This window comes from Cyanobium sp. Cruz CV13-4-11 (assembly GCF_024346055.1).
Classification (GTDB): Bacteria; Cyanobacteriota; Cyanobacteriia; order PCC-6307; family Cyanobiaceae; genus Cyanobium.
This window is the reverse complement of sequence record NZ_JAGQCH010000018.1, coordinates 1-23,016: the sequence shown is the minus strand read 5'-3', so window position 1 is coordinate 23,016 and position 23,016 is coordinate 1. Positions and strand designations below refer to the sequence as shown.

Below are 23,016 nucleotides of genomic sequence, written 5' to 3'. Positions count from 1 at the left end.
GAATGCGCTGCCGTCTGAGCCGCTTTCCCCTCACCAAAGCGGTGCCCCTGGCCATCAGCCGCGGCACCACCGCTGCCGTGGAGCACCTGCTGCTGGAGCTGGAGCACGACGGCTGCACCGGCCTGGGCGAAACCGGTGGCTTCGACACGGGGCTGAGGGCCTACGCCACGGACGCCCTGGCGGCTGAACTGGAGGCGATCCTGCCGGCTTTGGAAGGGCTTGAACCGGCACCGTTCCAGGCCCTGGAGCCCCTGCTGCAGGCGTTGTCGCCTCCGGCCCGCTGCGCCGTCGATCTGGCCCTGCACGACTGGTGGGGGCAGCGGCTGGGCCAGCCCCTGTGGCGGCTCTGGGGCCTCGATGCCGGCGCGATCGTCCCCACCAGCGTCACCCTTGGCCTGGGCAGCGAGGCGGCGGTGCTGGAGCGGCTGGAGCGCTGGTGGGGCCAGCTGCCGGCCAGCCGCATCAAGCTGAAGCTGGGCAGCCCGGAGGGCCTCGACCACGACCGGGCGCTGGTGCGGGCGGTGGCCCAGGCGCTGGAGCGGCGCCACCAGAGCCATGGGGTGGCCTGGGAGCTGCAGGTGGATGCCAACGGCGGCTGGAGCCTGGAGCAGGCCCTGCCGATGCTGGGCTGGCTGGACGCCCAGGGCGTGGTGCTGGTGGAGCAGCCGCTGGCCCCCCTGGAGGATCCGGAGGCCGACTGTGCCGCCTTCGCCGCCCTGGAGCTCGACTGCCCCATCGCCCTGGTGGCCGATGAGAGCTGCTGGAACCTGGCCGACCTGGTGCGCCTCGCCCCTTACGTCGACGGGGTGAACATCAAGCTGCTCAAGAGCGGCGGGCTGGCGGAGGCCCTGTTGATGGCAAGAGCCGCCCAACGTCTGGGCCTGGGCGTGATGCTGGGCTGCTACTCCGACAGCGCCCTGCTCAACGGCGCCGCCGCCCAGCTGCTGCCGCTGGTGCACTGGCCGGACCTCGACAGCCACCTGAATCTGGTCGACGACCCCTTCACCGGGCCCGTCCTGGAAGGCGATCGGCTGCGGCCCGCCGCGTTGCCAGGTCTGGGGGTGATCCGTGCTCGGGGCTGACGTCCCGATCGTGCTGCTGCAGCACGGGGGCCTCGACAACCTCAGCGGCAAGACGGGTCTGGCGATGCTGCGCTACCGCCAGGGGCCGATCGTGGCGGTGGTGGATCCGGCCCACCCAGGCGCCGATCTGCGGCAGCTCACCGGGATCGACCGGGCCGTGCCGGTGGTGGGGTCCCTGGCGGAGGCGCTGCCGTTCGCTCCCGAGGTGGCGGTGGTGGGGCTCGCCCCCTCCGGCGGCCGCCTGCCCGAGGGGATGGGCGCCGATGTGGCGGCCGCCCTGGCGGCGGGCCTGTCGCTGGCCAGTGGTCTGCACAGCCGCCTGGGGGACGACCCTGCCCTGGCGGCCCTGGTGCAGCCGGGGCGCTGGATCTGGGATCTGCGCCGGGAGCCCCCCGGTCTGTCGGTGGCCTCCGGCCGCGCCGCCGGACTGCCGGGCCGCCGCTTGCTGGCGGTGGGCACGGACATGGCGGTGGGCAAGATGAGTGCCTGTCTGGAGCTCCAGGCCGCCGCCCGGCGCCGTGGCCTCGACGCCCGCTTTGTCGGCACCGGCCAGGCCGGCCTCCTGATCAGTGGCGGCGGGGTGGCCCTCGACGCCGTCCGCATCGACTACGCGGCCGGCGCCGTGGAAGGGGCGGTGCTGGCCGCCGCCGACGGGGCCGGCCCGGACACCCTGGTGTTGATCGAGGGGCAGGGATCCCTCTGCCACCCGGGCTCCAGCGCCACCCTGCCCCTGATGCGCGGCAGCCAGCCCACCGACCTGCTGCTGGTGCACCGGGCCGGGCAGCGCACGCTTCAGCGGTTGGAGGCCTTCCCCCTCCCCCCCCTGGGCCAGCTGATCGCCGCCGTCGAGGCCCTGGCGGCCCTGGCCCGGCCGGGGGGCTCCGGACCGCCGCCCCGGGTGGCCGCCATCGCGCTCAACACCGGCCTGCTGGACGGGCCGGCGGCGGTAGAGGCGCTGGCGTCAACGGCGGCGGCAACGGGGCTGCCCTGTGTCGATCCGGTGCGGCAGGGCGGTGAGGCCCTGCTGGACCTGTTGCTGGGCCAAAAAAGAAGCCCGACGCGATAGCGCCGGGCCTGAAGGGCGAGCGAGGGGACTCGAACCCCCGAATGGTGGCGCCACAAGCCACTGCCTTAACCACTTGGCGACGCCCGCCGCGGTCTTTGCCAATGTATCAAGTGAGCCCGCCGGCCCCCCTTGCCACCGCCGACCACCGCCACCCGCACCGTTTCCGGCCTCCTGGGCCTGACCGCCGTTTCGGCAGGCCTGATCGGCCTCGTCGTCACCAACCCCGGCCCTGCCGCCTTCGAGGAGTTCGCCGCCGACAAGCTGACTGAACTGGCCAGCGAGGAGTTGTGCCAGAACGAAGGGCTGCCGCTGCTGGCCCGGTTGCTGATCCAGAACTGTCCCGAACTGGTGCGCTCCCAGCGCAAGGTGCTGGGCCGCCTGGCCCGGGAGAATTCGCGTCGCTACAACTTCGGCCTGCTGAGCCTCTACGGCACCAGGCTGGGCGGGGAGAAGGTGCTGCCCAACTGGAGCATCCCCCGCTATGACGCCGTCACCCTGGCGGTCGCGGGCCATTTCGTGCTGCTCACCGCCGGCGAAAGCGCGCCGGGGAGCTCGATGCCGTGAGCGCCGCGCCGCCGCCAGCCGGCCTGCTGCCGCCGATGCGCTTTCCCAGGGCCCTGCTCGATCCCCTGGCCCGGCTGCCGGCCGCCGACGACCAGGGGCTGGTGGCGGTGCAGCTGGAGCAGGCCGACGGCCGGATCCGCGCCATTCATGGGCTGCCCGCTGGCTCCGGCGGCGAAGGGCTGGATGGGGGCGCCCCCCTGCCCCTGGCGCTGACGCCGCTGGTGGAGCCCCATGCCCACCTCGACAAGGCCTTCAGCGGTGAGGCGTTCCCCAATCCCGACGGCACCATGGCCGGGGCCATGGCGGCCAATGGCAGGGAAGCGGCCGAACGGCAGGCCGAGGCGGTGCGACGGCGGGGAGAGCGGGCCCTGGAGCGGGCCTGGCGCTACGGGTTGCGGGCGATCCGCAGCCACATCGACAGCCTCGGCCCCTGGGCCATCCCCAGCTGGGAGGTGCTGCTGGAACTTCGCCGCCACTGGCGGAGCCGGGTGGAGCTGCAGCTGGTGGCCCTGGTGCCGGTGGGGCACTGGAGCACGCCGGAGGGTGAGGCCTTCGCCGCCTGGGTGGCCGCCCGTGGCGGTCTGCTGGGCGGCGTGCTCGGCGCCCCCTTCCGCTCCACCCCGGCCGACCGGGCGGATCTGCTGGCCCTGATGCGGCTGGCGGAGCGCCTCGGCTGCGGGGTGGATCTGCACGTCGATGAGAGCGCTGAGGAGCATGGCCGGGGCGTGGCCCTGGTGAGCGACCTGCTGCTGCGGCACCGCATGGTGGTGCCGCTCACCTGCAGCCACGCCAGCAGCATGGCCCTGCTGGCCGATCGGCCCTGTCGCCGCCTGGCGGAGGCGATGGCGGATGCGGCGGTGGGGGTGGTGGCCCTGCCCACCACCAACCTGTGGCTGCTCGGAAAACACCAGCGCCGCACCCCGTCCCTGCGGCCCCAGGCCCCGATCCGCCAGCTCCAGGAGGCTGGCGTGACCGTGGCCGTGGGGGGCGACAACGTGCAGGATCCCTGGTTTCCGGGGGGAGATTTCGATCCGATCGCCCTGCTGCGCTTCAGCCTGGCGGCCAGCCACCTGGTGCCCTGGCGCCGGCTGGGCCTGAGCCCGTTCAGCACCGCAGCGGCCCGGCTGCTGGGCCTCGACTGGGACGGGGTCCTGCGGGAGGGGGCCCCGGCCGATCTGCTGGTGCTGGGGGCCTCCTCCTGGGGCGAGCTGCTGGCCCGTCCCCCCCGGCGGCGGGTGCTGCGGGCCGGCCACTGGCTGGAGCCGCCCCCCTGCGAAGAACCGTCCCCACTGCTGGCTGCCTGCCATGGATGACTTCAGACCGGTTGATCCCGATCGAATCCGCGCCCTGGTCGACGAACTGGGCGCCAGCCCGTTGGGGTTGACGCCGATCCTTTCCCCCGCCGAGCTGGGCCGGCTCTCGGCCGACTTCCATGACTATTCGCCCGTGCTGGAGCCCCTGCTCAAGGGCCGGTGCGCCCAGCTGGCGGTGAAGGTGGAGCGGCCGGAGCAGGTGATGGTGGTGGCCGGGGCCTGCGCCCGCCACCGGGTGCCACTGACGCTGCGGGGCGCCGGCACCGGCAACTACGGCCAGTGCGTGCCCCTGGCCGGTGGGTTGGTGCTCGACCTGAGCGGCCTCAACCGGCTGCGGTCGGTGGACCCGGACAGTGGCGTGGTGGAGGCGGAAGCCGGCTGCACCCTGGCCCACCTGGACGGCCAGCTGGCCGTCCAGGGCCGGGCCCTGCGGCTGGCCCCGAGCACCTACCGCAGCGCCACCCTGGGGGGCTTCATCGCCGGGGGATCGGGCGGCCTCGGCTCCCTGCGCTGGGGCTTCCTGCGCGACCCCGGCCACCTGCTGGGTCTGGAGGTGGTGACGCTGGAAGCCGAACCCCGGCTGCTGCGGCTCGACGCCGCCGCCAGCGCGCCCCTCAACCACGCCTACGGCACCAACGGCATCATCACCGCCCTGCGGCTGGCCACCACCGAGGCGGTGGCCTGGCACCAGGTGGTGGTGGGCTTCAGTCGCTGGGAGGCGGCCCTGGAGGTCTCCCGGGAGCTGCCGACCACGGCCCTGCTGCTCAACGCCCTCTGCCTGCTGGAGGCCCCGGTGGCGGCCCGGATGCCCTGGCCTGCCGGCTGTCCCGCCGCTGCTCCTGGTGAGCACCGGCTGCTGCTGCACGTCGCCCCCGACACCCTCGAGCTGCTGCCCGGCTGGCTGGCGGCCCGGGGCGGCCAGCTCCGCTGGCAGGGCCTCCGCCCGGAGGCGGGCCGGGGTCGGGGCCTGCCCCTGGGGGAACTCACCTGGAACCACACCACCCTGCACTGGCGGGCCCAGGCCCCCGACTGGACCTATCTGCAGCTGCTGCTGCCCCGGCCGGAGGCGCCCCTGCTGGAGGCCGTGCGCCAGCGCTGGGGCAGCGACGTGCTCTGGCACCTGGAGGCCGTGCGCCACCTGGGGGCGCCGCGGTTGACGGCCCTGCCCCTGGTGCGCTGGCAGGGACCCCAGGCCCTGGCCGACCTCGTTGCCCAGTGCCGTGAGCTGGGGGCGGTGCCGTTCGACCCCCACGTGATCACCGTCGAGGACGGTGGCCTGGGGGTGGTGGACGCCGATCAGGTGGCGGCCAAGGCCGCCTACGACCCGGCCGGGCTGATGAACCCCGGCAAACTCAGGGGCTGGGTGGGGTAGGGGTGGGCGCCCAGCGCCTCAGCCGCACTCCAGGCTCAGGCGGGTGTCGACGCCGGTCACCGGGTTGGTGCCGCGGGCGTCGCGGCAGAGGTGGCGCTGGTCCACCCGGTCGAGCAGGGCGTCGGTGAAGTCCGCATCGGTGACCGTGGCGCCGGTGAAGTTGCTGCCGGAGGCGATCGCTCCGCGCAGCACCGCGCCGGTCAGGTCGGTGCCGCTCATGTCCACCTTGTCCATCAGGGCGTCACTGAGATCGGCGCCGCGGAAGTCGGCGTCGGGGAAGGCCGCCTGGGTGAGGATCGCCCCGTGCAGATCGGCCTCCCTGAAAATGGACTGGCGGGCCGTGGCACCGGCGAAGGAACTGCCGGCCAGCTGCTGGCCGCTGAAGTCCTTGCCGCTCTGGTTGGTGAGGGTGTAGTCGACCCGGTCCTGAAAGTCCGCCAGGGCGCCGGAGGGGGCCAGCAGCAGCAGACCCAGCAGCAGACCCAGCAGCGGGCCGGCCAAGCCCAGGCGCAGGCCCGGCCGACGGTGGCTGCCGGTGGGCCTGGGGGCATCGGAGGCGGGGGCCGTCGTCATGGGCCGTGGCTGCCGGGGACCTCCCCAGGCTGGCCCAGCCCCGGGGCTTCGTCAGCCTGGGGCGTAGCGAGCAGCGGCAGCACGGCCCCCAGTAGGAACAGGGAGCCGGCCACCAGCGGCAGCGGGCCGGGGGCCAGCAGGCTGTCCAGTCCGGCTTCGAGGCTGGCGGCCTCCTCCAGCTGGTCGGCCAGGCCGGGACAGGCGGCGGCCAGCTCCTGCCGCGACCAGCTGGCATGCTCCGGCACCGCCACCACCACGGCCCGATCACCGGGACCCAGCAGCAGCTCCAGCATCGCCGCCCCCTCCTTGTGGCGCTGGATGCCCAGCAACCAGCGGCGCGGCCGGGCGCCTTCGAGGCCGCCGTCGAGCCGGTCGAGTTCGCGGCGCAGGGCCGCCGCCGCCGGGGGATTGTGGGCGCCATCGATCAGCAGCTCGCGGCCCCGCCAGCGCTGCCGCTCCAGCCGCCCGGGCCAGCGGGCCGCCGCCAGGCCGGCGCGGACCATGCCCTCGTCGAGGGGCCTGCCGGCCAGCGGACCGTCCGGGGCCGTCAGGGCCCGGGCCATGGCCACGGCCACGGCGCCGTTGTGGCGTTGCAGCTCCCCCGCCAGGCCGAGCTCGGGTCCGCCATCGGCCACGGCAGGCAGGGGGTCGAGCCACTGCAGGCTGGCGCCGCAACGCAGCGCTTCAGCCTCCAGCACCCGGCGGGCCTCGGGCTCCTGGGCGGCGCTGAAGGCCCGGCAGCCCGCCCCCATCACGGCGGCCTTCTCGGCGGCGATGGCGGCCAGGGTGTCGCCCAGGTGTTCGCGGTGGTCGAGGCCGATGGCCCCGAAGCCGATCACGGGCCGGTGGGGGTGGAGGGTGGTGGCATCGAGCCGTCCCCCCAGGCCCACCTCCAGCACCGCCAGATCCACCCGTTCGTGGGCGAAATGCTCGAAGGCCGCGGCCGTGATCAGCTCGAAGGGGGTGAGCCGGTGGCGGCGGGCGAGGGGCTGCCAGCGGGCCAGCTCGTCCCGCAGGGTGGCCGGCGTGATCCAGGCGTCATCGATCTGGATGCGCTCGCACCAGCTCACCAGATGGGGGGAGCGGTAGGTGCCCACGTGCACGCCGGCGGCCTGCAGGATCGCGTGCAGGAAGGTGCAGATCGAGCCCTTGCCGTTGGTGCCGGCCACCTGGGCGGCGGCAAAGCACCGTTCCGGATGGCCCGCCTCGGCCAGGGCGCCGGCTAGCCGCTCCAGGCCCAGGTCGACGCCGCGGCGGGCGAAGGGTTCGAGCAGGTCGCCCAGGTTGACCGGGGGGGGCAGCGGGGACGGCACGGACAGAACGGATCAGGCCAGGCTGTGGAGAGCCTTCTCCAGGCGCTTCACAGCCTTGCGCAGCTGGCGGGGCTTGATCACCAGCGGCGGCACGAACCGGACCACCCCGGGCCCGGCCGGCACCAGCAGCAGGCTTTCCGCCATGGCCGCCTTGACGATCTCCGGAGCCGTGGGCCCGCCCTCGCGCAGCACCAGGCCCCGCAGCAGACCCCAGCCGCGCTCGCCGGCCAGCCGCTCGGGGTGCCGGGCCACCAGCTCCTGGAGCAGGGACCGGAGCAGCTCGCCATGGGCGCTCACCTTGGCCAGCAGGCCCCGGCGTTCGATCTCCTCGATCACCGTGAGGCCGGCCCGGCAGGCGAAGGGGTTGCCGCCGAAGGTGCTGGCGTGGTCGCCGGGGCGGAAGTGGTCGACCGCGGCCTTGACCGCCAGGGCGCCGATGGGGATGCCGCCGCCCAGGCCCTTGGCCATGGTCAGGGCGTCAGGCTCCACCCCCAGCTGTTCGTAGCCCCACCAGCGGCCGCTGCGGCCGACGCCGATCTGCACCTCGTCGAAGATCAGCAGGATCTGGTGGGCGTCGCAGAGCTCCCGCACGCGCCGAAAGAAGGCCGGATCACCGGGGTTGACCCCGCCCTCCCCCTGGAGGGGTTCGAGCAGCACCGCCGCCACCCGCGGACCTTCGGCTTCACAGGCGGCCAGCAGCGCTTCGAAGCCGGCGGTGTCGTTGTAGGGGAAGTAGCGGAAGCCCGACACCATCGGCTCGAAGCCCTGGTGGTACTTGGGCTGGCCCGTGGCGGTCACCGCCGCCAGGGTGCGGCCGTGGAAGCTGGCCTGGGCGGTGAGGATCAGGGGCTCGGCGATGCCGCGCACCAGATGGCCGTGCTTGCGCGCCAGCTTGATGGCGGCCTCGTTGGCTTCGGCGCCGGAATTGCAGAAGAAGACCCGGTCGGTGCAGCTGCGGGCGGTGATCGCCGCGGCCAGCGCCTCCTGTTCCGGGATCCGGTAGAGGTTGGAGACGTGCTGGAGCCGGCCCAGCTGCCTGCAGAGACGCCGTTGCAGCACCGGATCGCTGTGGCCCAGGGTGCAGACGGCGATGCCGGCCACCATGTCGAGGTGGCGCCGGCCCTGTTGATCCCACACCCAGACCCCACGACCCCGCTTCAGTTCCAGGGGGTAACGGGCATAGGTGTCCATCACCGGTTCGATGGGAGCGGTGGGACTCGAACCCACATGCCCGAAGGCGCTCGATTTTGAGTCGAGTCCGTCTACCAATTCCGGCACGCTCCCGAAGCGACGACTCTAGGTCGCGACCGTTGGCTAGGACGCGACAGAGGGCAGCCTGCGGATCGAGGCCCCGGCGGCATTGAGTTTGCCCTCCAGGTCGGCGTAGCCCCGATCCAGATATTCCAGGCCCCGCACGGTGGTGATGCCGTCGGCGGCGAGGCCCGCCAGCACCATGGCGGCGGAGGCGCGCAGGTCGGTGCCGTGCACCGGGGCGCCGCTGAGCCGGGCCACCCCCTCCACGCAGGCGGTGTTGCCCTGCATGCGGATGTCGGCCCCCATGCGCTGCAGTTCGGCCACGTGCTGCAGGCGGTTCTCGAAGATGTTCTCCACCACCATGCTGGTGCCTTCGGCGGTGGCCAGCAGGGCCATGAACGGGGCCTGCAGGTCGGTGGGGAAGCCGGGGAAGGGCTGGGTGCGCAGATCCACCGCGCGCACCTTGTCGGCGCTGAGGATCAGCCCCTGGCCGTCGGCCTCGATGCGGCAGCCCGCCTCCTCGAGTTTGGTGATCACGGCGCCCAGGTGCTCGGGCAGGGCGGGGAACACCCGCAGCCGGGAGCGGGTGATCGCCCCGGCCAGCAGGAAGGTGCCCGCCTCGATGCGGTCGGGGATGACGGCGTAGTCGGCCCCGTGCAGCCGCTCCACGCCATCGATGGTGATCGTGGGGGTGCCGGCGCCGCGCACCTTGGCCCCCATGGCCAGCAGCAGCCGGGCCAGGTCGATCACCTCCGGCTCCTGGGCCGCGTTGTCGATGACCGTCTCGCCATCGGCCAGGGCGGCCGCCATCATCAGGGTCTCGGTGGCGCCGACGCTGGGGCAGTCGAGGTGGATGTGGCCGCCGGTGAGGCGGCGCTGGCGACCGGGCACCACGGCGGTGACCACGCCGTGCTCAATGGTGACCTGGGCGCCGAGGGCCTTCAATCCCTTGACGTGCTCCACAACGGGCCGGGTGCCGATCTGGCAACCACCGGGCAGGGGCACCTGGGCCATGCCCATGCGGGCCAGCAGGGGGCCGATGCAGAAGAAGCTGGCCCGCAGACTGTTGACCAGCTCGTAGGGCGGGGCGGCGGTGGTGATGTGGTCACCGTGAAGCACGATCGCGTCGCCGCCCCGCTGCACCCGCACCCCCAGGGCGGCAAGGATCTCCCCCATCGCCGTGATGTCGGTGAGGGGGGGAACATTGCTGAGACGCAGCCCGTCTTCGGTGAGCAGGCAGGCGGCCATCAGCACCAAGGCCGAATTCTTGGCGCCGCTGACCCTCAGTTCGCCTTCCAGTCGCCGTCCACCACTGATCTCCAGCCTGGTGCCGGCGATGGCCTTGACAGGCATGGGGGATACGGTCATGGACGGGAGTCCTGGTATCAATTTCTGGGGCATCTTGACAACGATTGATCCCTTCGTCTAGGGGGTCGCCACTCAAACTGTCTCGCTGCCGCTGGCCGGTCAAGCGGGGTGGCTCCACCGGTGATGATTTATGCTCCCTGAAGCGCCGCGGATTTCCGTGGCGGCTAACGCCCGCGGATGTGGCGGAATTGGTAGACGCGCTAGTTTCAGGTACTAGTGGCAGCAATGTCGTGGGAGTTCAAGTCTCCCCATCCGCATGATCACTCCATGATTGTTCTCAAGATCACCAACGCCTCCGATGTCGTCGCAGCGAACATCGGCAAGTTTCTGGAGCGACTCACTCCGGATGGCTACGACCAGATCAAGGTGGAGGACATCGTGATCGACCGTCTGGTCGCCAATCTCAAGGCTGAAGGCATCCGCGGTGAGGTGGCTGCCTTTAAGGGTCTCGATCTCAACGACGACGACCTCGTCATTCAAGATCACCTCAAGCTCCGGCGCCGCAAGACGATCTGACGCCAACGGGCCCCTCCCCTGACCTGCACGGCCCGACCCCGGGCGGCGAGCCGATCCGCAGCGTCCGCAATCCCCTCATCCAGGCGGTGCGCCGCCTGCACCGACCCAGTGGCCGGCTGGAGCAGGGCCTGCTGCTGCTGGAGGGAACCCACCTGCTCCAGGAAGCTCTCGGGCTTGGCCTGAGGCCCCAACTGGTGCTGGCCACCCCCGACTGGCTGGAGCGCCATGGCGCCCTGTTGGAGCGGCTGCCGGACGCTGGCCGGCTGCGGACCGTCAGTACCGAGGTCCTGGCCGCCGCCGCCACCACCGGCCACCCCGATGGGGTGCTGCTCACCCTGGAGGCCGCCGACCTCCCCGCCCCGGCGGCGGCGCCGCCGGACTTCGTGCTGGTCCTCGACCGGCTCCAGGATCCGGGCAACCTCGGCACCCTGCTGCGCACCGCCCTGGCGGCGGGGGTGGAGCGGGTGTGGCTGGCGGAGGGGGCCGATCCGCTGCAGCCCAAGGTGCTGCGGGCCTCCAGCGGCGCCGTCCTGGCCCTGCCGATCGAGCGGATGCCAGCCCCTGACCTGCACATCCGGCTGGCCGAAGCGCAGGCCCGCGGCGTGCAGCTGGTGGCGGCCATGGTGCCCGAGGCGGTGGGGACGGTGCGGCCCTACTGGGAGCTCGACTGGTGCCGTCCCACGGCCCTGTTGCTGGGGAACGAGGGGGCCGGGCTGGCGCCGGAGCTGGCCCGGCTGGCCGACCAATGGGTAACGATCCCCCACAGCCCCGCGGTGGAGTCGCTGAATGTGGCGGCGGCGGCCGCCCTGCTGCTGCTGGAGCGCACCCGCCAGGGCCACGGCCGGCCCGCGCCCTGACAGGGGAGAATGCCGTTACCCATGCAGCCCCATCCGGTGACCGCAGCACCCGCCACTCCCCCCTCCGGCTTCGATTTCGACGTGATCGTGATCGGCGCCGGCTATGGCGGTTTCGATGCGGCCAAGCACGGGGCCGACCACAGCCTGACGGTGGCGATCGTGGAATCCCGCGACATGGGCGGCACCTGTGTCAACCGGGGCTGTGTGCCTTCCAAGGCCCTGCTGGCGGCCAGCGGCCGGGTGCGGGAACTGGCCGACGCCGAGCACCTCAAGGGGTTCGGCATCCATGCGGCGCCGGTGCGCTTCGAGCGCCAGAAGATCGCCGACCATGCGGCGCAGCTGGTGGCCACGATCCGCACCAATCTCACCAAGACCCTGGAGCGTTCCGGCACCACGATCCTGCGCGGCAAGGGAAGGCTCGACGGGCCCCAGCGGGTGGCCGTTCGAGAAGCCAGCGGGGTGGAACGGGTGTACACGGCCCGCGAGGTGATCATCGCCACCGGCTCCGACCCCTTCGTGCCGCCCGGCATCGAAACCGACGGCCGCACCGTGTTCACCAGCGACGAGGCCATCAACCTGGAGTGGCTGCCCCGCTGGATCACCATCATCGGCAGCGGCTACATCGGCCTGGAGTTCGCCGACGTCTATACGGCCCTGGGCTGCGAAGTCACCATGATCGAGGCGCTCGATCGGGTGATGCCCACCTTTGATCCGGACATCGCCAAGATCGCCGCCCGCCATCTGATTGATGGCCGCGACATCGATGCCCGTGCCGGCGTGCTCGCCAGCAAGATCATCCCCGGATGCCCGGTGAAAATCGAACTGGTCGACATGGCCAGCCGCGAGCCGGTGGAGACCCTGGAAGTGGATGCGGTGCTGGTGGCCACCGGCCGGGTGCCGGTGAGCAAGGAGCTCAACCTGGCCAGCGTCGGTGTGGAGACCAACCGGGGCTTCATCCCGGTGGACGACGGCCTGCGGGTGCTGGCGAACGGTGCGCCGGTGCCCCATCTCTGGGCCGTCGGCGACGTGACCGGAAAGATGATGCTGGCCCATACCGCCGCTGCCCAGGGCACGGTGGCGATCGAAAACATCCTCGGCCACGCCCGCCGCATCGACTACCGCTCCATCCCCGCCGCCACCTTCACCCATCCGGAGATCAGTTCGGTGGGGCTCTCGGAAGCCGACGCCAAGGATCTGTCCGCAGCCGAGGGCTTTGAGCTGGGAGCTGTGCGCAGCTACTTCAAGGCCAACTCCAAGGCCCTGGCCGAGCTGGAGAGCGACGGGCTGCTCAAGCTGCTGTTCCGCAAGGACACCGGCGAAGTGCTGGGGGCCCACATCTACGGCCTGCATGCGGCCGACCTGATCCAGGAGATCGCCAACGCGGTGGCCCGGCGCCAGGGGGTGCGGCAGCTGGCCAGCGAGGTGCACACCCATCCCACCCTTTCCGAGGTGGTGGAAGTGGCCTACAAGCTGGCGGCCGCCAGCCTGGCCACGGCGGTGGGTGCCTGAGATGGACATCCGTCGCCGGCCCCCCAACCCCTCGGTCCGGGTGGCCCACCTGGAATTCGGCACCCCCCACCCCGAGGAGAGCCCTCGCCACATCCTCGAGGAGATCGTCTGGGAGAAGGACCGGGAGGTGACGGCCGCCCGGGAACGGGTGAGCCTGGACGCACTGAAGCAGCAGATCGCGGATCTGCCCCCCACCCTGGATTTCTGCGGGGCCCTGCGTGCCAGCTGCCGTAAACCGGCGGTGATCGCCGAAATCAAGAAGGCCAGCCCCAGCAAGGGGGTGATCCGGGAGGATTTCGATCCCGTCGCCATCGCCCGGGGCTACCGGGATGGTGGCGCCAGCTGCCTGTCGGTGCTGACCGACAAGCGCTTCTTCCAGGGGGGCTTTGAGGTGCTGGTGGCTGTGCGGGAGGCGGTGGAGCGCCCCCTGCTCTGCAAGGACTTCATCCTCAGTCCCTACCAGCTGTTCCAGGCCCGTGCCGCCGGAGCCGACGCGGCCCTGCTGATTGCGGCGATCCTGACGGACCAGGATCTGTCCTACCTGCTCAAGGTGGCCAGGGGCCTGGGTCTGGCGGTGCTGGTGGAGGTGCATGACGCCACCGAAATGGAGCGGGTGCTGGCCCTCGATGGGGTGGAGCTGATCGGGATCAATAACCGCGACCTGGCCAGCTTCACGGTGGATCTGGCCACCACCGAACGGCTGATGGAGGGCTTCGGTGAGCAGGTGCGTGCCCGCGGGGCCCTGCTGGTGAGCGAATCGGGCCTGTTCAGCCGCGCCGACCTCGACCGGGCGGTGGGCGCCGGTGCCGATGCGGTGCTGGTGGGGGAAGCGCTGATGCGGCAGGAGAACGTGACGACGGCCCTGGAGACCCTGATCGGGGGCTCCGGACCCCCTACGCCGAGCCCAGTCGCGACGCCTTGATCGTCAGTGGCCAATTGAGGCGCCGCGGCGAGTCCCGTTCCCCCCAGGCGGCCGCCAGGACGCAGATGGTCGATGGGGTCGCTGCCCAGGGCGGCGCGGTAGCGGGCGCTGGCCGACCAGCTGGAGCAGTACCCAAGCAGTTGCTCCAGGGTCCAGGTGGCTTCCATGGCGAAGGTCGGAGTAGGCAGGTTCTCAAAGGGCAGCACCAGGTCGCGGTAGCCGTTCTCCACCAGCGCCTTTTCGGCTGGCCAGTACGGACCAACGATGTCGGCGTAAAAGTGCTGCAGCTGGCCGTCGGCCGTCTCGCCCTCCAGGTGAGGAATGCCGTAGCTCCAGACGGCCAGCACGCCGGGGCGCAGTACCCGCTCCACCTCCGCGAAGAAGCGGGGCCGCTCAAACCAGTGCAGGGCCTGGGCCACGGTGGCCAGATCGAAGCTGGCCGCCTCCAGGCCGGAGCTGGCGTCGGTGGCCACCACCTCGCTGAAGTGGCCGGCCAGGGCAACGGCGGCCTGGCCCGTACCGGTGGCGCAGTCCCAGGCCCGATGCCGGCCCGGTGCCACTGCGGCCAGCCAGTCGAACAGGGGCGGCGGGTAGGTGGGGCGGAAGTGGGCGTAGGCGCCGGCGACGCTGCCGAAGTGATCGGTGCAGGGTTGGTACATCGCCCCACGGGCAAAAAAATGCCGTCTGCGCCCCTGCCTAGCAGCAGGGAACGCCAACGGCCCATCGTTGATGGATTGTGGGGGGCTCAGACCTTGCGGCTGTAGAACTCCACCACCAGCAGTTCGTTGATCTCGAGGGCGACCCATTCGCGCTCGATGCGGCCGCCCACCTTGGCGGTCATCTTGGCCTTGTCGAACTCCAGGTGGGGAGGGATGTTGGCCAGGCCGGGGAACGCCAGATTGGCTTCGGCCAGGGTCTTGCTGCACTTGCGCTCGCGGATGGCGACCACGTCGCCGGCCCTGCACTGGTAGCTGGGGATGTCCACCACGCGGCCGTTCACGGTCACGTGGCCATGGTTCACCAGCTGGCGGGCGCCGGGAACGGTGGGACCGAGGCCGAGGCGGAAGCAGATGTTGTCGAGGCGGTTTTCGAGCAGCTTGAGCAGGTTGGTTCCGGTGGAACCCTCCTGGGCACGGGCTTTCTTCACGTAGCGCACCAGCTGACGTTCGGAAATGCCGTAGTTGAAACGCAGTTTCTGCTTTTCTTCGAGACGGATCGCGTATTCGGAGCGCTTGCGACGGGCTTGGCCGTGCTGACCGGGGGGATAAGACCGTTTGGCGGCCTTACGGGTGAGACCGGGAAGGTCCCCCAAGCGCCGCGTGATCCTCAGGCGAGGGCCGCGGTAGCGAGACATAAGGGAAGGTATCGGAGGTGGATGTCGCGGCCCTGGGGCCAGACGGGGGCGGTGCACGGTTGCGGCATGCTGGGGGAACCCGGATGCCCGCGCGTGCAGCGCCAACCACCCACCCTAAGCGGCGATGGTCCCTCAGCGGTTTCGTCGACCCTCTCGTCCGCGGTGGCCGCCCTGCTGCTGGCCCTGATCGGCGCCTACCGGCGTTGGATCTCGCCCCTGCTCGGCCCCCGCTGCCGCTTCATTCCCAGCTGCAGCGCCTACGGGCTGGAGGCGATCGGCCGCCATGGGCCCTGGCGCGGCGGCTGGCTCACCCTGAAGCGAATCGGCCGCTGCCACCCCTTCACCCCCTGCGGCTGCGACCCGGTTCCGGATTGATGCAGGAGTTGCTGCTGTTCACGCGCCAGGGCTGCTGCCTCTGTGAGGGCCTGGAGGAGAAGCTGGGGGCCCTGGATCCCCCCCAGCCCCTGCAGCTGATCGATGTGGACACAGATCCGGCCCTGCAGGGGCGCTACGGGCTGGCCGTTCCCGTGCTGGCGGTGGCAGGCAGCGACTCCGATCCCTTCCGCGAGCTGCCGCGTGTCTCCCCCCGTCTGGCGGGTGCCCAGCTACAGGCCTGGCTGATCAAGCAGGGCGTCCGCTGAGCGTCACGCTATGAAAGGCGCCAGCTCCGTTCCGCCGGACGCCGCCGGCGCCGCCATGTCACCGCTGCTTCAGCCGCTCCTGCGTCAGGTGGGCCTGCCGCCGCTCCCCGACCCCACCGGTGCCCTGGCCCAGGCGGTGGTCAGCGGTGTCAGCTGCGATTCCCGCCGCGTCGCTCCCGGCAGCCTGTTCGTGGGCCTGCCCGGCACGGCCGTGGATGGCGGCAGCTTCTGGCCAGAGGTGCTGGCCGCCGGCGCGCTGGCGGCCGTGATCGGGCCGGCGGCGGCCGCCGACCGGCCCCCGGCTCCCGGCGATCCGGTGCTGGTGGTGGAGCCCCCCCTGGCCCTCTGGGCCGGCAAGCTGGCGGCGGAGTTCTGGGGTCAGCCGAGCGGGCGCCTGGCGTTGATCGGGGTCACCGGCACCAACGGCAAGACCACCACCACGTACCTGATCGAGCATCTGGCGGCGGCGGCGGGCCGGCCGGCGGCCCTGTTCGGCACCCTGCAGAACCGCTGGCCGGGTCACAGCGCCACAGCGACCCACACCACCGCCTTCGCCGATCTGCTGCAGGCCGATCTGGCCCAGGCCGTCGCGGCCGGCAGCGCCATCGCCGCCATGGAGGTGAGCTCCCACGCCCTCGACCAGCAGCGGGTGGCTGGCTGCCGCTTCGCCGGCGCGGTGTTCACCAACCTCACCCAGGACCACCTCGACTACCACCTGTCGATGCAGGCCTACTTCGAGGCCAAGGCCCGGCTGTTCGCTCCTGAGCTGCTCGACGGCGGCGCCGTGGTCAACGTGGACGACTCCTGGGGGGTGCGCCTGGCCGAGCGGCTGGCGGGGGCGGGCCCCTGCTGGCGCTGCTCCCTGGAGGATCCGTCGGTGGAGCTGCACATCAGCGAATTGGTGATGGGCGCTGATGGGGTGAGCGGCCGGCTGCACAGCCCGTCAGGGGAGGGGCTGTTCCGCTCCCCACTGGTGGGTCGGTTCAATCTGATGAACCTGCTGCAGGCGGTGGGGGCGCTGTTGCAGCAGGGCCTGCCCCTGGCCCAGCTGCTGGATGGCCTGGCCAGCTTCCGGGGTGTGCCGGGACGCATGGAGCGGGTGGGCGGCCCGGCGGGAGTGTCCCTGCCGGCGGTGCTGGTCGACTACGCCCACACCCCCGACGGCCTCGAGAACGCCCTGGCGGCCTGCCGTCCCTTCACCGATGGCCGGCTGATCTGCGTGTTCGGCTGCGGCGGTGACCGCGACCGCAGCAAACGGCCCCAGATGGCGGCCATTGCCGCCCGCCTGGCCGATGCGGTGGTGGTCACCTCCGACAACCCCCGCACCGAGGACCCGCAGCGGATCCTCGATGACGTGGTGGCCGGGATTCCCGCCGGCACCGAGCTGGTGGTGGAGGGCGACCGGGCCGCCGCCATCGCCGCCGCCATTGCCGCCGCGACGCCGCAGGATCTGGTGCTGATCGCCGGTAAGGGCCACGAGGATTACCAGATCCTCGGCACCACCAAGGTGCATTTCGATGACCGGGAGCAGGCGGAGAGTGCACTGCGCCGGAGGGGTTGCTGAGCAGCAGCCCACCGGCAAACGATCACACTCAGGCGGCGCTGTCCCGGCCCCGCAGGACATTCCAGGAGATCATCGCCAGGCCGATCGGCAGCAGCAGCCACCAGAGCCTGGTGGGCTTGAACTCATCACCGGCGCTGACCGTGGTGGCCATGGACTTGGCGAAGTTGTCACCGAACTTGCCCACCCCCTGGCTGACGCTGTAGGGGCAGGTGAGCCGGGCGGTGTTGGTGCCGTCCTTGGTGAGATCCAGCACCACTTCCACCTTGTCCGTGTCAAGGGCCTTGGTCGAAATCACCTTGGCCAGGTCGGCGCGCCAACCCTCCTTGGAGGCACTCTCCAGGCAGCCTTTCTCGGCTTTCTTGATCATCTCCTGAGGAGACAGGGCCTGGCCCGGGCCGGCAACAGCCAGGAGGCTGGCGATCACCGCTAGGGGAATCAGGAGCGGGAAGAGGGGGGAGCGAGAAAGAGGCATTCTGGAGACATGCATCGTTCGTTGTTTCAAAAGGATGGCTCGCGTTGGGGCCTTTGGCATGAAGGCATAGCGACCGCTCAACTGTGCAGCGCAGGGCCTAGGATGCATAGAGCTCCAGGCTGGAAGAGTGTTGCACTGAAACCCCTTCCAGGATTGGCAGCGTGACAGTTGATGCTGTGATTTGAAACACAACGCCGCAGCCAACCGGCTGGCACAGTCCCCGGAGTCGCCCACGCGACCGGGCTTCGACAGATCCCCCCGGAAGATGGGAAGATCTGGAACGATCAATCCCCCTTTCACGCATGGCCCCTGCTGTTCCACTCTCAAAGAAGTTTCTTGCTGAACTGATCGGGACCTTCTGGCTGGTGCTGGGCGGTTGCGGCAGTGCCGTGCTTGCTGCTGTGTTCCCCTATGACAGTCCAGCCGCTAACCCTCTGGGACTTGGCTTTCTCGGTGTCTCCATCGCCTTCGGCCTAACCCTGTTAACGATGGTGTACACCATCGGCCATATCTCCGGTTGCCATATCAACCCTGCCGTGAGCTTTGGCCTCTGGGCCGGGGGCAAATTTCCCGGCTCCCACCTGTTCTCCTACGTGGTGGCCCAGGTGCTGGGGGGCATCATCGCCGGTGGCGTGATCTTGATGATCGCCAGCGGCCGGGATGGCTTTGCCCTCACCGGCAGCAACCCCCTGGCCACCAATGGCTGGGGGACCCACTCGCCCGGTGGCTATGGCTTCTGGGCCGCCCTGCTGATCGAGCTGATCCTCTCCTTCATTTTCCTGATCGTGATTCTCGGGGCCACCGATCGCCTGGCTCCCACGGGCTTCGCTGGCTTACCGATCGGTCTGGCCCTCACCCTGATCCACCTCATCAGCATTCCGATCACCAATACTTCCGTGAACCCCGCTCGAAGCGCCGGTGTGGCCGCCTGGGTGGGAGGGGATGCCATGGCCCAGCTGTGGCTCTTCTGGGTGGCTCCGATCGCCGGAGCTCTGCTGGCGGGCTGGTTCTACAGGAACTTCCTCGACTTGTACCGGACACCGGATTTCGAACCCTCCGCCTCCGGCGAGCGCTGAACCATCCCCCGGATGCCTTCCCGCTCCAGGGTGGTGGCTGGGAGTTCCATGAACCCCCGGCCACCTGCTTTGGCTCGTGATCTCAACCAGGGCTTCCAGCAGCAGGTCCGTGTCGGTGTCAGTGGTGCTCAGGTGGGTGCCGGCCCGCACGCAGGCCGGATCATCGTGGGTGCGCAAACAGATTTCCTGTTCGCCCAGCCAGCCCACGATTCAGGCGGAATTGATGACGCCACCGTTGGCCCTGTGGGCGGTGAAACTCACCAACCCGGCAGCTGGGGGCCCTGCAGCAGGATGCTGATGCCGGCGAGCTGGCGCAAACCCTTGCAAAGGGATTCGCTGCGTCTTTAGTTCGCCATCAGACGGACCGGGGCCTTTCCCTCGGCCTCCGGTAGCTGCAGCGACGTGTCGTGGCCGGCGAACAGGGGTGTAAGGGCGTCCTCGAGGCACTCGAGCACGGCCGTGGGGCGGCGCTGCCGACGTCGATCCTCTCCGTCACCGGCAAGGTGGCGATGGTGAGGCCATGGCGGCGATCCAGTTCCCTGCAGGCGGCAACGACCCCGTCGTGCTCGGCGTCACCGATGAGCAGTTCGTCGCCGGCCTGCCACGTCAGTCCCCAGAGGGGAAGCACACAGCCCGACGAGACGTTTCGGTGAAGGGGACTCGATGGGCCTCGACGCCGAACAAGGCCGCGAGCCGCTGCCTTAATGCCGCCACCGTGCGGTTGAGGGTGGGCCACACCGCTTCGGTGATCGCGGCCAGGGAGGCGTCTGGTAAGGCCCCTGGCCGCCGTAGTTGCAGTAGGTCTTGGAACCAGGGCCGGCATCCGGGAACTGAGGGGGCCAGGAAGCATGGGGTGGGAGGAGAATAGAGGCGGCTGCGTCGCAGCCAGGATCAATCTGGAGCATTGCGGCAGGTCCTCTGTTGGGATTCGTTGGCAATCCAGGGGAGGACTACGCAATGGATGTTGGATTCGTGGTTACAATGTGGCGGTCTCAATTGTTCATCTCCTGAGCCGATGCCTGCGAGCCTTCCAGTCGTTGCCAGCGTCGTCATCCCCTTTCTGTTCAAGCTTGTTGGGGCTGTTGCCCTCTGGATTGCCGGCGGATGGTGCATCAAGTTCGCCTTGCGCATCCTCAGGAGAGGCCTTTCCTCTGGCACCCTTGACCCCACGGTCATTGGCTATTTGATCAACATTCTGGGTGCGATTCTCAGGGTCATCCTAGTTGTCGCCATCCTCGGTTTCTTCGGGATTCAGACAGCAAGTTTTGCCGCACTCCTGGCTGGCGCCGGTGTCGCCATCGGCGCCGCCTGGAGCGGCATGCTGAGCAACTTCGCCGCAGGAGTCTTCCTGCAGGTCTTCCGCCCGTTCAGCGTCGGCGACTTCATCACGGCCGGCGGCGTCACAGGAACGGTGGAGGAGATAGGCATGTTCGTCACCTCCGTCCAGTCGCTCGATTGCGTTCGCAACATTGTTCCCAATGGCAAACTGTTTTCTGACACGATCCAGAACTTCTCCTCCCACCCCTTCCGTCGGGTTGATCTGGTCGCCCAGCTCGACAACAGCGCCGACGTCGCCAAGGCCATTGCCCTACTGAAGGAAGCCATCCTGTCGGTGCCCAACCAGGATCCCAACACCCCGGCGGATATCGAGGTGCTGGAGTTCACCGAGCGAGGCCCCAGGCTGGCGGTCCGTCCCTACACCCATACGGACCACTACTGGCAGGTTTACTTCGATACCAACCGGATGATCGCCGACGTCCTTGGTAGAAATGGATTTCCTGTGCCGAGGATTCCCGTCGCCATGGCGCAGAGCGGCAACTGAGTCGCTAGTCGCTGCCGACCGGGGTCGCCTGTCAGCCCTCTACCAGCTGGGCCAGCAGCCTCTCCACCTCGTCTGCGGTGCTGACCAGGTGGGTGCAGGCCCGCACGCAGCGGGGGGACTCCAGGGTGCGCAGCCAGGTGCCCCTATTCCCCAGCTGCTTCACGATCACGGCCGGATCCAGCGGCTCTCCTGAGCCAGCGGCCATGGTGAAGCTCACCAGCCCGGCCGGCGGCGGCACCGCCAGCAGGGTGCGGACGCCGGGAATCCGACGCAAGCCCTGCCAAAGCTGGCCGCTGCGCTGGCGGATCGCCGCCAGCCGCGCTTCGGCGTCCCCCTCGGCCTCCAGCAACGCCAACGATTGGTTCAGCCCCGCGAACAGGGGCGTGCAGGAGGTGGCCACCTCGAAGCGGCGGGCGTCACGGTGGTAGCCCCCGGCACCGGCCCCATCGTGCTCCAGGCTGCGCCAGCCGATCAGCGTCGGGCTGCTCGCTTCCAGCAGCCGTTCGGAGAGGGCCACGGCCCCGAGGCCCTCCGGGCCGCAGCACCATTTGTGGCCGGTGCAGGCGTAGATGTCGGCCGCGGCCGCCGCCTCGGCCAGCGGCAGGCTGCCCAGGGACTGGGCCCCGTCCACCAGCAGCCAGGGATGGCGGGGATGGCCAGCCAGCTGGGCCGCCACCGCCGCGATCGGCATCGTCTGGCCGGTGTTCCAGAGCAGGTGGGAGAGCACCACCAGGCGGGTGTGGGGGGTGAGGGCGGCCTCCAGCCGCTGGCCCACGGCCGCGGCTGTGGCCTCGGCCTCGCCGGTCAGATCGGCCACCGCCAGGGAGGTGATCCGCAGCTGGTGGCGACGGGCCAGCTCTTCGAGGGCGGCCACCACTCCGTAGTGCTCGGCGTCGCTGACCAGCAGCTCATCGCCCGCCTGCCAGGGCAGGCCCCAGAGCGGCAGCACGCATCCCGAGGTGACGTTCTCGGTGAAGGCCACCCGCGCCGTGTCGACGCCAAACCAGGCCGCCAGCCGCTGGCGCAGTGCTGAGACGGTGCGATTGACGTAGGGCCAGACGTTGTCGCTGAACGGGCCCAGCTCCTGGATGGTGGCGAAGGCGGCGCTGATCGCCACCAGCGATGGGCCTGGCAAGGGGCCCTGACCGCCGTAGTTGAAGTACGTCTTGTTGGCCAGGGCGGGCATCAGATCCCGCAGGGGAACTGGGGAGTTGGCCTCTGGGCGTGGCCCAAGCTCGATGCTCAAGAGGGTTCTGAGGTGGCGTACAGGAAGCATGGCAGTGGGCTCCCACCGGCCGGCTGCGACACGCTTCGATTCAGCTGCCGGATCAGCGGAGCGCTCTAGACGCCAGCGGGCTTCCGGAGTTTGTTCCGTAGCTTCAGCTTGCGGCTTTAACCGAAGGCCACGCCGATGCCGATCAGCGGCAGTGGGACAGGAACTTCTGCGGCCAACTTGCCGTGGAGAGCCTGTCCCAGGCGCCGGGAGGCCTTCTGGGGATCGAAGTCCGCCGGACCACCGCCTTGGAGCTATTCTGACAGCCTTGAATCAGCAGCCTATCTTCCTGCTGATCGCTGGAGGGATTTCGCTTACAACTTACTGTCTGCGTTTCATTAGTGCTGGGTAATCCGTTGATTTCTGTGGTGCTCGCGTCTTGTCGGTTTTGGTTCTGCTTCAGTCATTGAGGGTGGGCTGTACAGCAATCCCAGATCACCTAACTCCTACGGGATGCATCGTGGGTTTTCGCACGACAGCCTGAGTTAGAGGCTACTTGGTTTCAGGAGGTGCAAAGAAGACGAACAAGCCAAACAGAACCAAGCTCAGTAGAAATAATCTGATCTGAAGACGGCACTGTGTTCCCAGTGAGGGATGCTCTCCCTTGAGTCCACCTTTCTGTTCATAGATGCTTAAGGGCACCTCGAAAAATAAGCGCCTTCCAGAGCTTCTGCGGACATGAAAAAGCCGCCAATCAGGCGGCATAGCCAGAGGTTCTTATATCTACTATTGACAGGATTACTTGAATCATGGCACCTTCTCAACAGCATTCATGCAACCACTGCAATATGACCAGAGCGCTGCAGAAAACGCAGGAAGTTAAAGGTTAGGTTCTTGAGGCCCCACCAAGCCTCGTTCCTTTCAATTCCGATCTTTCTTGTCAGCTTTCCACCCATCGACATTGTCATACAGCCAAAGACATGCTCCACACAAGCTCTGATTGCCGACTTGATCCGATTTAGTTTCTTGGCTGCGTCGCTGAGCGGATGATTGCGAGCGCCTTTTTCGTGGATCAGGCTTTCGAATTTACCGAGGTTGAGAAGCTCCTCAAAGCATTCCCCTGAATACGCTGAGTCTGCCCAGACATAGTCATGTTCATTTTCTG

22 protein-coding genes, 3 tRNA genes and 1 pseudogene are annotated in these 23,016 nt (G+C 69.5%); 15 read left to right on the top strand and 11 right to left on the bottom strand.

Translation table 11 applies throughout. The annotated features are described in order from the left end of the window. The first annotated feature begins 2 nt into the window (after positions 1–2). Both KBZ12_RS13275 and KBZ12_RS13270 read left to right on the top strand, forming a co-directional pair. Positions 3–1,082 (top strand): dipeptide epimerase, encoded by a 1,080-nt coding sequence (locus KBZ12_RS13275; protein ID WP_254958453.1) that lies wholly within the window; start codon positions 3–5, stop codon positions 1,080–1,082. Continuing rightward, positions 1,069–2,148 carry a DUF1611 domain-containing protein gene (locus KBZ12_RS13270; protein ID WP_254958452.1) on the top strand — a complete coding sequence of 360 codons (1,080 nt, stop codon included), beginning with the start codon at positions 1,069–1,071 and terminating at the stop codon, positions 2,146–2,148. The genes KBZ12_RS13275 and KBZ12_RS13270 overlap by 14 nt, the downstream gene beginning before the upstream one ends. Before the next feature lie 14 nt (positions 2,149–2,162). Here the strand turns inward: KBZ12_RS13270 and KBZ12_RS13265 are convergent. Then, a tRNA-His gene (locus KBZ12_RS13265) sits at positions 2,163–2,235 on the bottom strand. A 42-nt stretch (positions 2,236–2,277) separates the two neighbouring features. Here KBZ12_RS13265 and KBZ12_RS13260 point away from each other — a divergent pair. Genes KBZ12_RS13260 through KBZ12_RS13250 form a run of 3 tightly spaced genes read left to right on the top strand, consistent with a single transcriptional unit; the run spans position 2,278 to position 5,397 of the window. Further along, the gene (locus KBZ12_RS13260; RefSeq protein ID WP_254958451.1) at positions 2,278–2,712 is read left to right on the top strand and encodes a DUF4359 domain-containing protein; all 435 of its coding nucleotides are present in this window, start codon (positions 2,278–2,280) and stop codon (positions 2,710–2,712) included. Between the two features lie 35 nt (positions 2,713–2,747). After that, complete coding sequence (locus tag KBZ12_RS13255) at positions 2,748–4,025, top strand: amidohydrolase family protein (RefSeq protein ID WP_254958502.1); 1,278 nt, start codon at positions 2,748–2,750, stop codon at positions 4,023–4,025. Further along, entirely contained in the window at positions 4,018–5,397 is a 1,380-nt protein-coding gene (locus tag KBZ12_RS13250; RefSeq protein WP_254958450.1) for an FAD-binding oxidoreductase, read from the top strand. Before KBZ12_RS13255 ends, KBZ12_RS13250 begins: the two co-directional genes overlap by 8 nt. Positions 5,398–5,415: 18 nt before the next feature. On the opposite strand, the gene KBZ12_RS13245 is transcribed toward KBZ12_RS13250, so the two are convergent. The 5 genes from KBZ12_RS13245 to murA form a co-directional block, all read right to left on the bottom strand. Next, positions 5,416–5,970, bottom strand: a complete 555-nt coding sequence (locus KBZ12_RS13245; protein ID WP_254958449.1) for a pentapeptide repeat-containing protein — start codon at positions 5,968–5,970, stop codon at positions 5,416–5,418. Beyond that, positions 5,967–7,283, bottom strand: coding sequence for a folylpolyglutamate synthase/dihydrofolate synthase family protein (locus KBZ12_RS13240; protein ID WP_254958448.1), 1,317 nt, complete (start codon positions 7,281–7,283; stop codon positions 5,967–5,969). The genes KBZ12_RS13245 and KBZ12_RS13240 overlap by 4 nt, the downstream gene beginning before the upstream one ends. Positions 7,284–7,295: 12 nt before the next feature. Further along, complete coding sequence (locus tag KBZ12_RS13235) at positions 7,296–8,510, bottom strand: aspartate aminotransferase family protein (RefSeq protein ID WP_254958447.1); 1,215 nt, start codon at positions 8,508–8,510, stop codon at positions 7,296–7,298. Next, positions 8,486–8,567: transfer RNA gene (locus KBZ12_RS13230), tRNA-Leu, on the bottom strand. The genes KBZ12_RS13235 and KBZ12_RS13230 overlap by 25 nt, the downstream gene beginning before the upstream one ends. A gap of 30 nt (positions 8,568–8,597) precedes the next feature. Further along, positions 8,598–9,905, bottom strand: coding sequence for a UDP-N-acetylglucosamine 1-carboxyvinyltransferase (gene murA, locus KBZ12_RS13225; protein ID WP_254958446.1), 1,308 nt, complete (start codon positions 9,903–9,905; stop codon positions 8,598–8,600). A 173-nt stretch (positions 9,906–10,078) separates the two neighbouring features. Here murA and KBZ12_RS13220 point away from each other — a divergent pair. From KBZ12_RS13220 to trpC, 5 genes are all read left to right on the top strand, one after another. Further along, a tRNA-Leu gene (locus KBZ12_RS13220) sits at positions 10,079–10,162 on the top strand. A gap of 10 nt (positions 10,163–10,172) precedes the next feature. Beyond that, positions 10,173–10,421 carry a hypothetical protein gene (locus KBZ12_RS13215; protein WP_254958445.1) on the top strand — a complete coding sequence of 83 codons (249 nt, stop codon included), beginning with the start codon at positions 10,173–10,175 and terminating at the stop codon, positions 10,419–10,421. 23 nt (positions 10,422–10,444) lie between these two features. Then, positions 10,445–11,278 carry an RNA methyltransferase gene (locus KBZ12_RS13210; RefSeq protein ID WP_254958501.1) on the top strand — a complete coding sequence of 278 codons (834 nt, stop codon included), beginning with the start codon at positions 10,445–10,447 and terminating at the stop codon, positions 11,276–11,278. 21 nt (positions 11,279–11,299) lie between these two features. Next, positions 11,300–12,787, top strand: a complete 1,488-nt coding sequence (locus tag KBZ12_RS13205; RefSeq protein ID WP_254958444.1) for a dihydrolipoyl dehydrogenase — start codon at positions 11,300–11,302, stop codon at positions 12,785–12,787. Between the two features lies 1 nt (position 12,788). Continuing rightward, a complete protein-coding gene (gene trpC, locus KBZ12_RS13200; RefSeq protein WP_254958443.1) occupies positions 12,789–13,709 on the top strand; it encodes an indole-3-glycerol phosphate synthase TrpC in 921 nt (306 codons plus the stop codon). A gap of 395 nt (positions 13,710–14,104) precedes the next feature. Here trpC and KBZ12_RS18710 read toward each other — a convergent pair. After that, positions 14,105–14,368, bottom strand: a pseudogene (locus KBZ12_RS18710) (SAM-dependent methyltransferase); the annotation flags it as partial. A gap of 86 nt (positions 14,369–14,454) precedes the next feature. Continuing rightward, positions 14,455–15,063: a 30S ribosomal protein S4 gene (gene rpsD, locus KBZ12_RS13195; protein ID WP_216905624.1), complete on the bottom strand. Its 609-nt coding sequence runs from the start codon at positions 15,061–15,063 to the stop codon at positions 14,455–14,457. 66 nt (positions 15,064–15,129) lie between these two features. On the opposite strand from rpsD, the gene yidD reads away from it, so the two are divergent. From yidD to KBZ12_RS13180, 3 genes are read left to right on the top strand one after another with little or no spacing between them, the layout of a single operon-like run. Then, positions 15,130–15,438 carry a membrane protein insertion efficiency factor YidD gene (gene yidD, locus KBZ12_RS13190; protein WP_254958500.1) on the top strand — a complete coding sequence of 103 codons (309 nt, stop codon included), beginning with the start codon at positions 15,130–15,132 and terminating at the stop codon, positions 15,436–15,438. Next, positions 15,438–15,704 carry a glutaredoxin family protein gene (locus KBZ12_RS13185; RefSeq protein ID WP_254958442.1) on the top strand — a complete coding sequence of 89 codons (267 nt, stop codon included), beginning with the start codon at positions 15,438–15,440 and terminating at the stop codon, positions 15,702–15,704. The genes yidD and KBZ12_RS13185 overlap by 1 nt, the downstream gene beginning before the upstream one ends. 55 nt (positions 15,705–15,759) lie before the next feature. Further along, complete coding sequence (locus KBZ12_RS13180) at positions 15,760–17,268, top strand: UDP-N-acetylmuramoyl-L-alanyl-D-glutamate--2,6-diaminopimelate ligase (protein ID WP_254958499.1); 1,509 nt, start codon at positions 15,760–15,762, stop codon at positions 17,266–17,268. A 28-nt stretch (positions 17,269–17,296) separates the two neighbouring features. Here the strand turns inward: KBZ12_RS13180 and KBZ12_RS13175 are convergent, their stop codons facing one another. Further along, entirely contained in the window at positions 17,297–17,692 is a 396-nt protein-coding gene (locus KBZ12_RS13175; RefSeq protein WP_254958441.1) for a hypothetical protein, read from the bottom strand. Between the two features lie 350 nt (positions 17,693–18,042). Between KBZ12_RS13175 and aqpZ the strand changes: the two genes are divergently transcribed. Together aqpZ and KBZ12_RS13165 are read left to right on the top strand one after the other, a co-directional pair. After that, positions 18,043–18,816, top strand: coding sequence for an aquaporin Z (gene aqpZ / locus KBZ12_RS13170; protein WP_254958440.1), 774 nt, complete (start codon positions 18,043–18,045; stop codon positions 18,814–18,816). A 1,015-nt stretch (positions 18,817–19,831) separates the two neighbouring features. Beyond that, positions 19,832–20,638 (top strand): mechanosensitive ion channel family protein, encoded by an 807-nt coding sequence (locus KBZ12_RS13165; RefSeq protein ID WP_254958439.1) that lies wholly within the window; start codon positions 19,832–19,834, stop codon positions 20,636–20,638. Positions 20,639–20,669: 31 nt separating this feature from the next. Here the strand turns inward: KBZ12_RS13165 and KBZ12_RS13160 are convergent, their stop codons facing one another. Both KBZ12_RS13160 and KBZ12_RS13155 read right to left on the bottom strand, forming a co-directional pair. Further along, entirely contained in the window at positions 20,670–21,824 is a 1,155-nt protein-coding gene (locus KBZ12_RS13160) for an aminotransferase class V-fold PLP-dependent enzyme (RefSeq protein ID WP_254958438.1), read from the bottom strand. 857 nt (positions 21,825–22,681) lie between these two features. Then, the coding region (locus tag KBZ12_RS13155; RefSeq protein ID WP_254958437.1) for a transposase at positions 22,682–23,016 on the bottom strand (335 nt) is incomplete at its 5' end.

Coding starts and splice junctions, on each gene's coding strand:
- KBZ12_RS13275 (WP_254958453.1), top strand. CDS start 3: ATGCGCTGCCGTCTGAGCCGCTTTCCCCTCACCAAAGCGGTGCCCCTG.
- KBZ12_RS13255 (WP_254958502.1), top strand. CDS start 2,748: ATGCGCTTTCCCAGGGCCCTGCTCGATCCCCTGGCCCGGCTGCCGGCC.
- KBZ12_RS13250 (WP_254958450.1), top strand. CDS start 4,018: ATGGATGACTTCAGACCGGTTGATCCCGATCGAATCCGCGCCCTGGTC.
- KBZ12_RS13245 (WP_254958449.1), bottom strand. CDS start 5,970: ATGACGACGGCCCCCGCCTCCGATGCCCCCAGGCCCACCGGCAGCCAC.
- murA (WP_254958446.1), bottom strand. CDS start 9,905: ATGACCGTATCCCCCATGCCTGTCAAGGCCATCGCCGGCACCAGGCTG.
- KBZ12_RS13215 (WP_254958445.1), top strand. CDS start 10,173: ATGATTGTTCTCAAGATCACCAACGCCTCCGATGTCGTCGCAGCGAAC.
- KBZ12_RS13205 (WP_254958444.1), top strand. CDS start 11,300: ATGCAGCCCCATCCGGTGACCGCAGCACCCGCCACTCCCCCCTCCGGC.
- trpC (WP_254958443.1), top strand. CDS start 12,789: ATGGACATCCGTCGCCGGCCCCCCAACCCCTCGGTCCGGGTGGCCCAC.
- rpsD (WP_216905624.1), bottom strand. CDS start 15,063: ATGTCTCGCTACCGCGGCCCTCGCCTGAGGATCACGCGGCGCTTGGGG.
- yidD (WP_254958500.1), top strand. CDS start 15,130: ATGCTGGGGGAACCCGGATGCCCGCGCGTGCAGCGCCAACCACCCACC.
- KBZ12_RS13185 (WP_254958442.1), top strand. CDS start 15,438: ATGCAGGAGTTGCTGCTGTTCACGCGCCAGGGCTGCTGCCTCTGTGAG.
- KBZ12_RS13180 (WP_254958499.1), top strand. CDS start 15,760: ATGTCACCGCTGCTTCAGCCGCTCCTGCGTCAGGTGGGCCTGCCGCCG.
- aqpZ (WP_254958440.1), top strand. CDS start 18,043: ATGGCCCCTGCTGTTCCACTCTCAAAGAAGTTTCTTGCTGAACTGATC.
- KBZ12_RS13165 (WP_254958439.1), top strand. CDS start 19,832: ATGCCTGCGAGCCTTCCAGTCGTTGCCAGCGTCGTCATCCCCTTTCTG.
- KBZ12_RS13160 (WP_254958438.1), bottom strand. CDS start 21,824: ATGCCCGCCCTGGCCAACAAGACGTACTTCAACTACGGCGGTCAGGGC.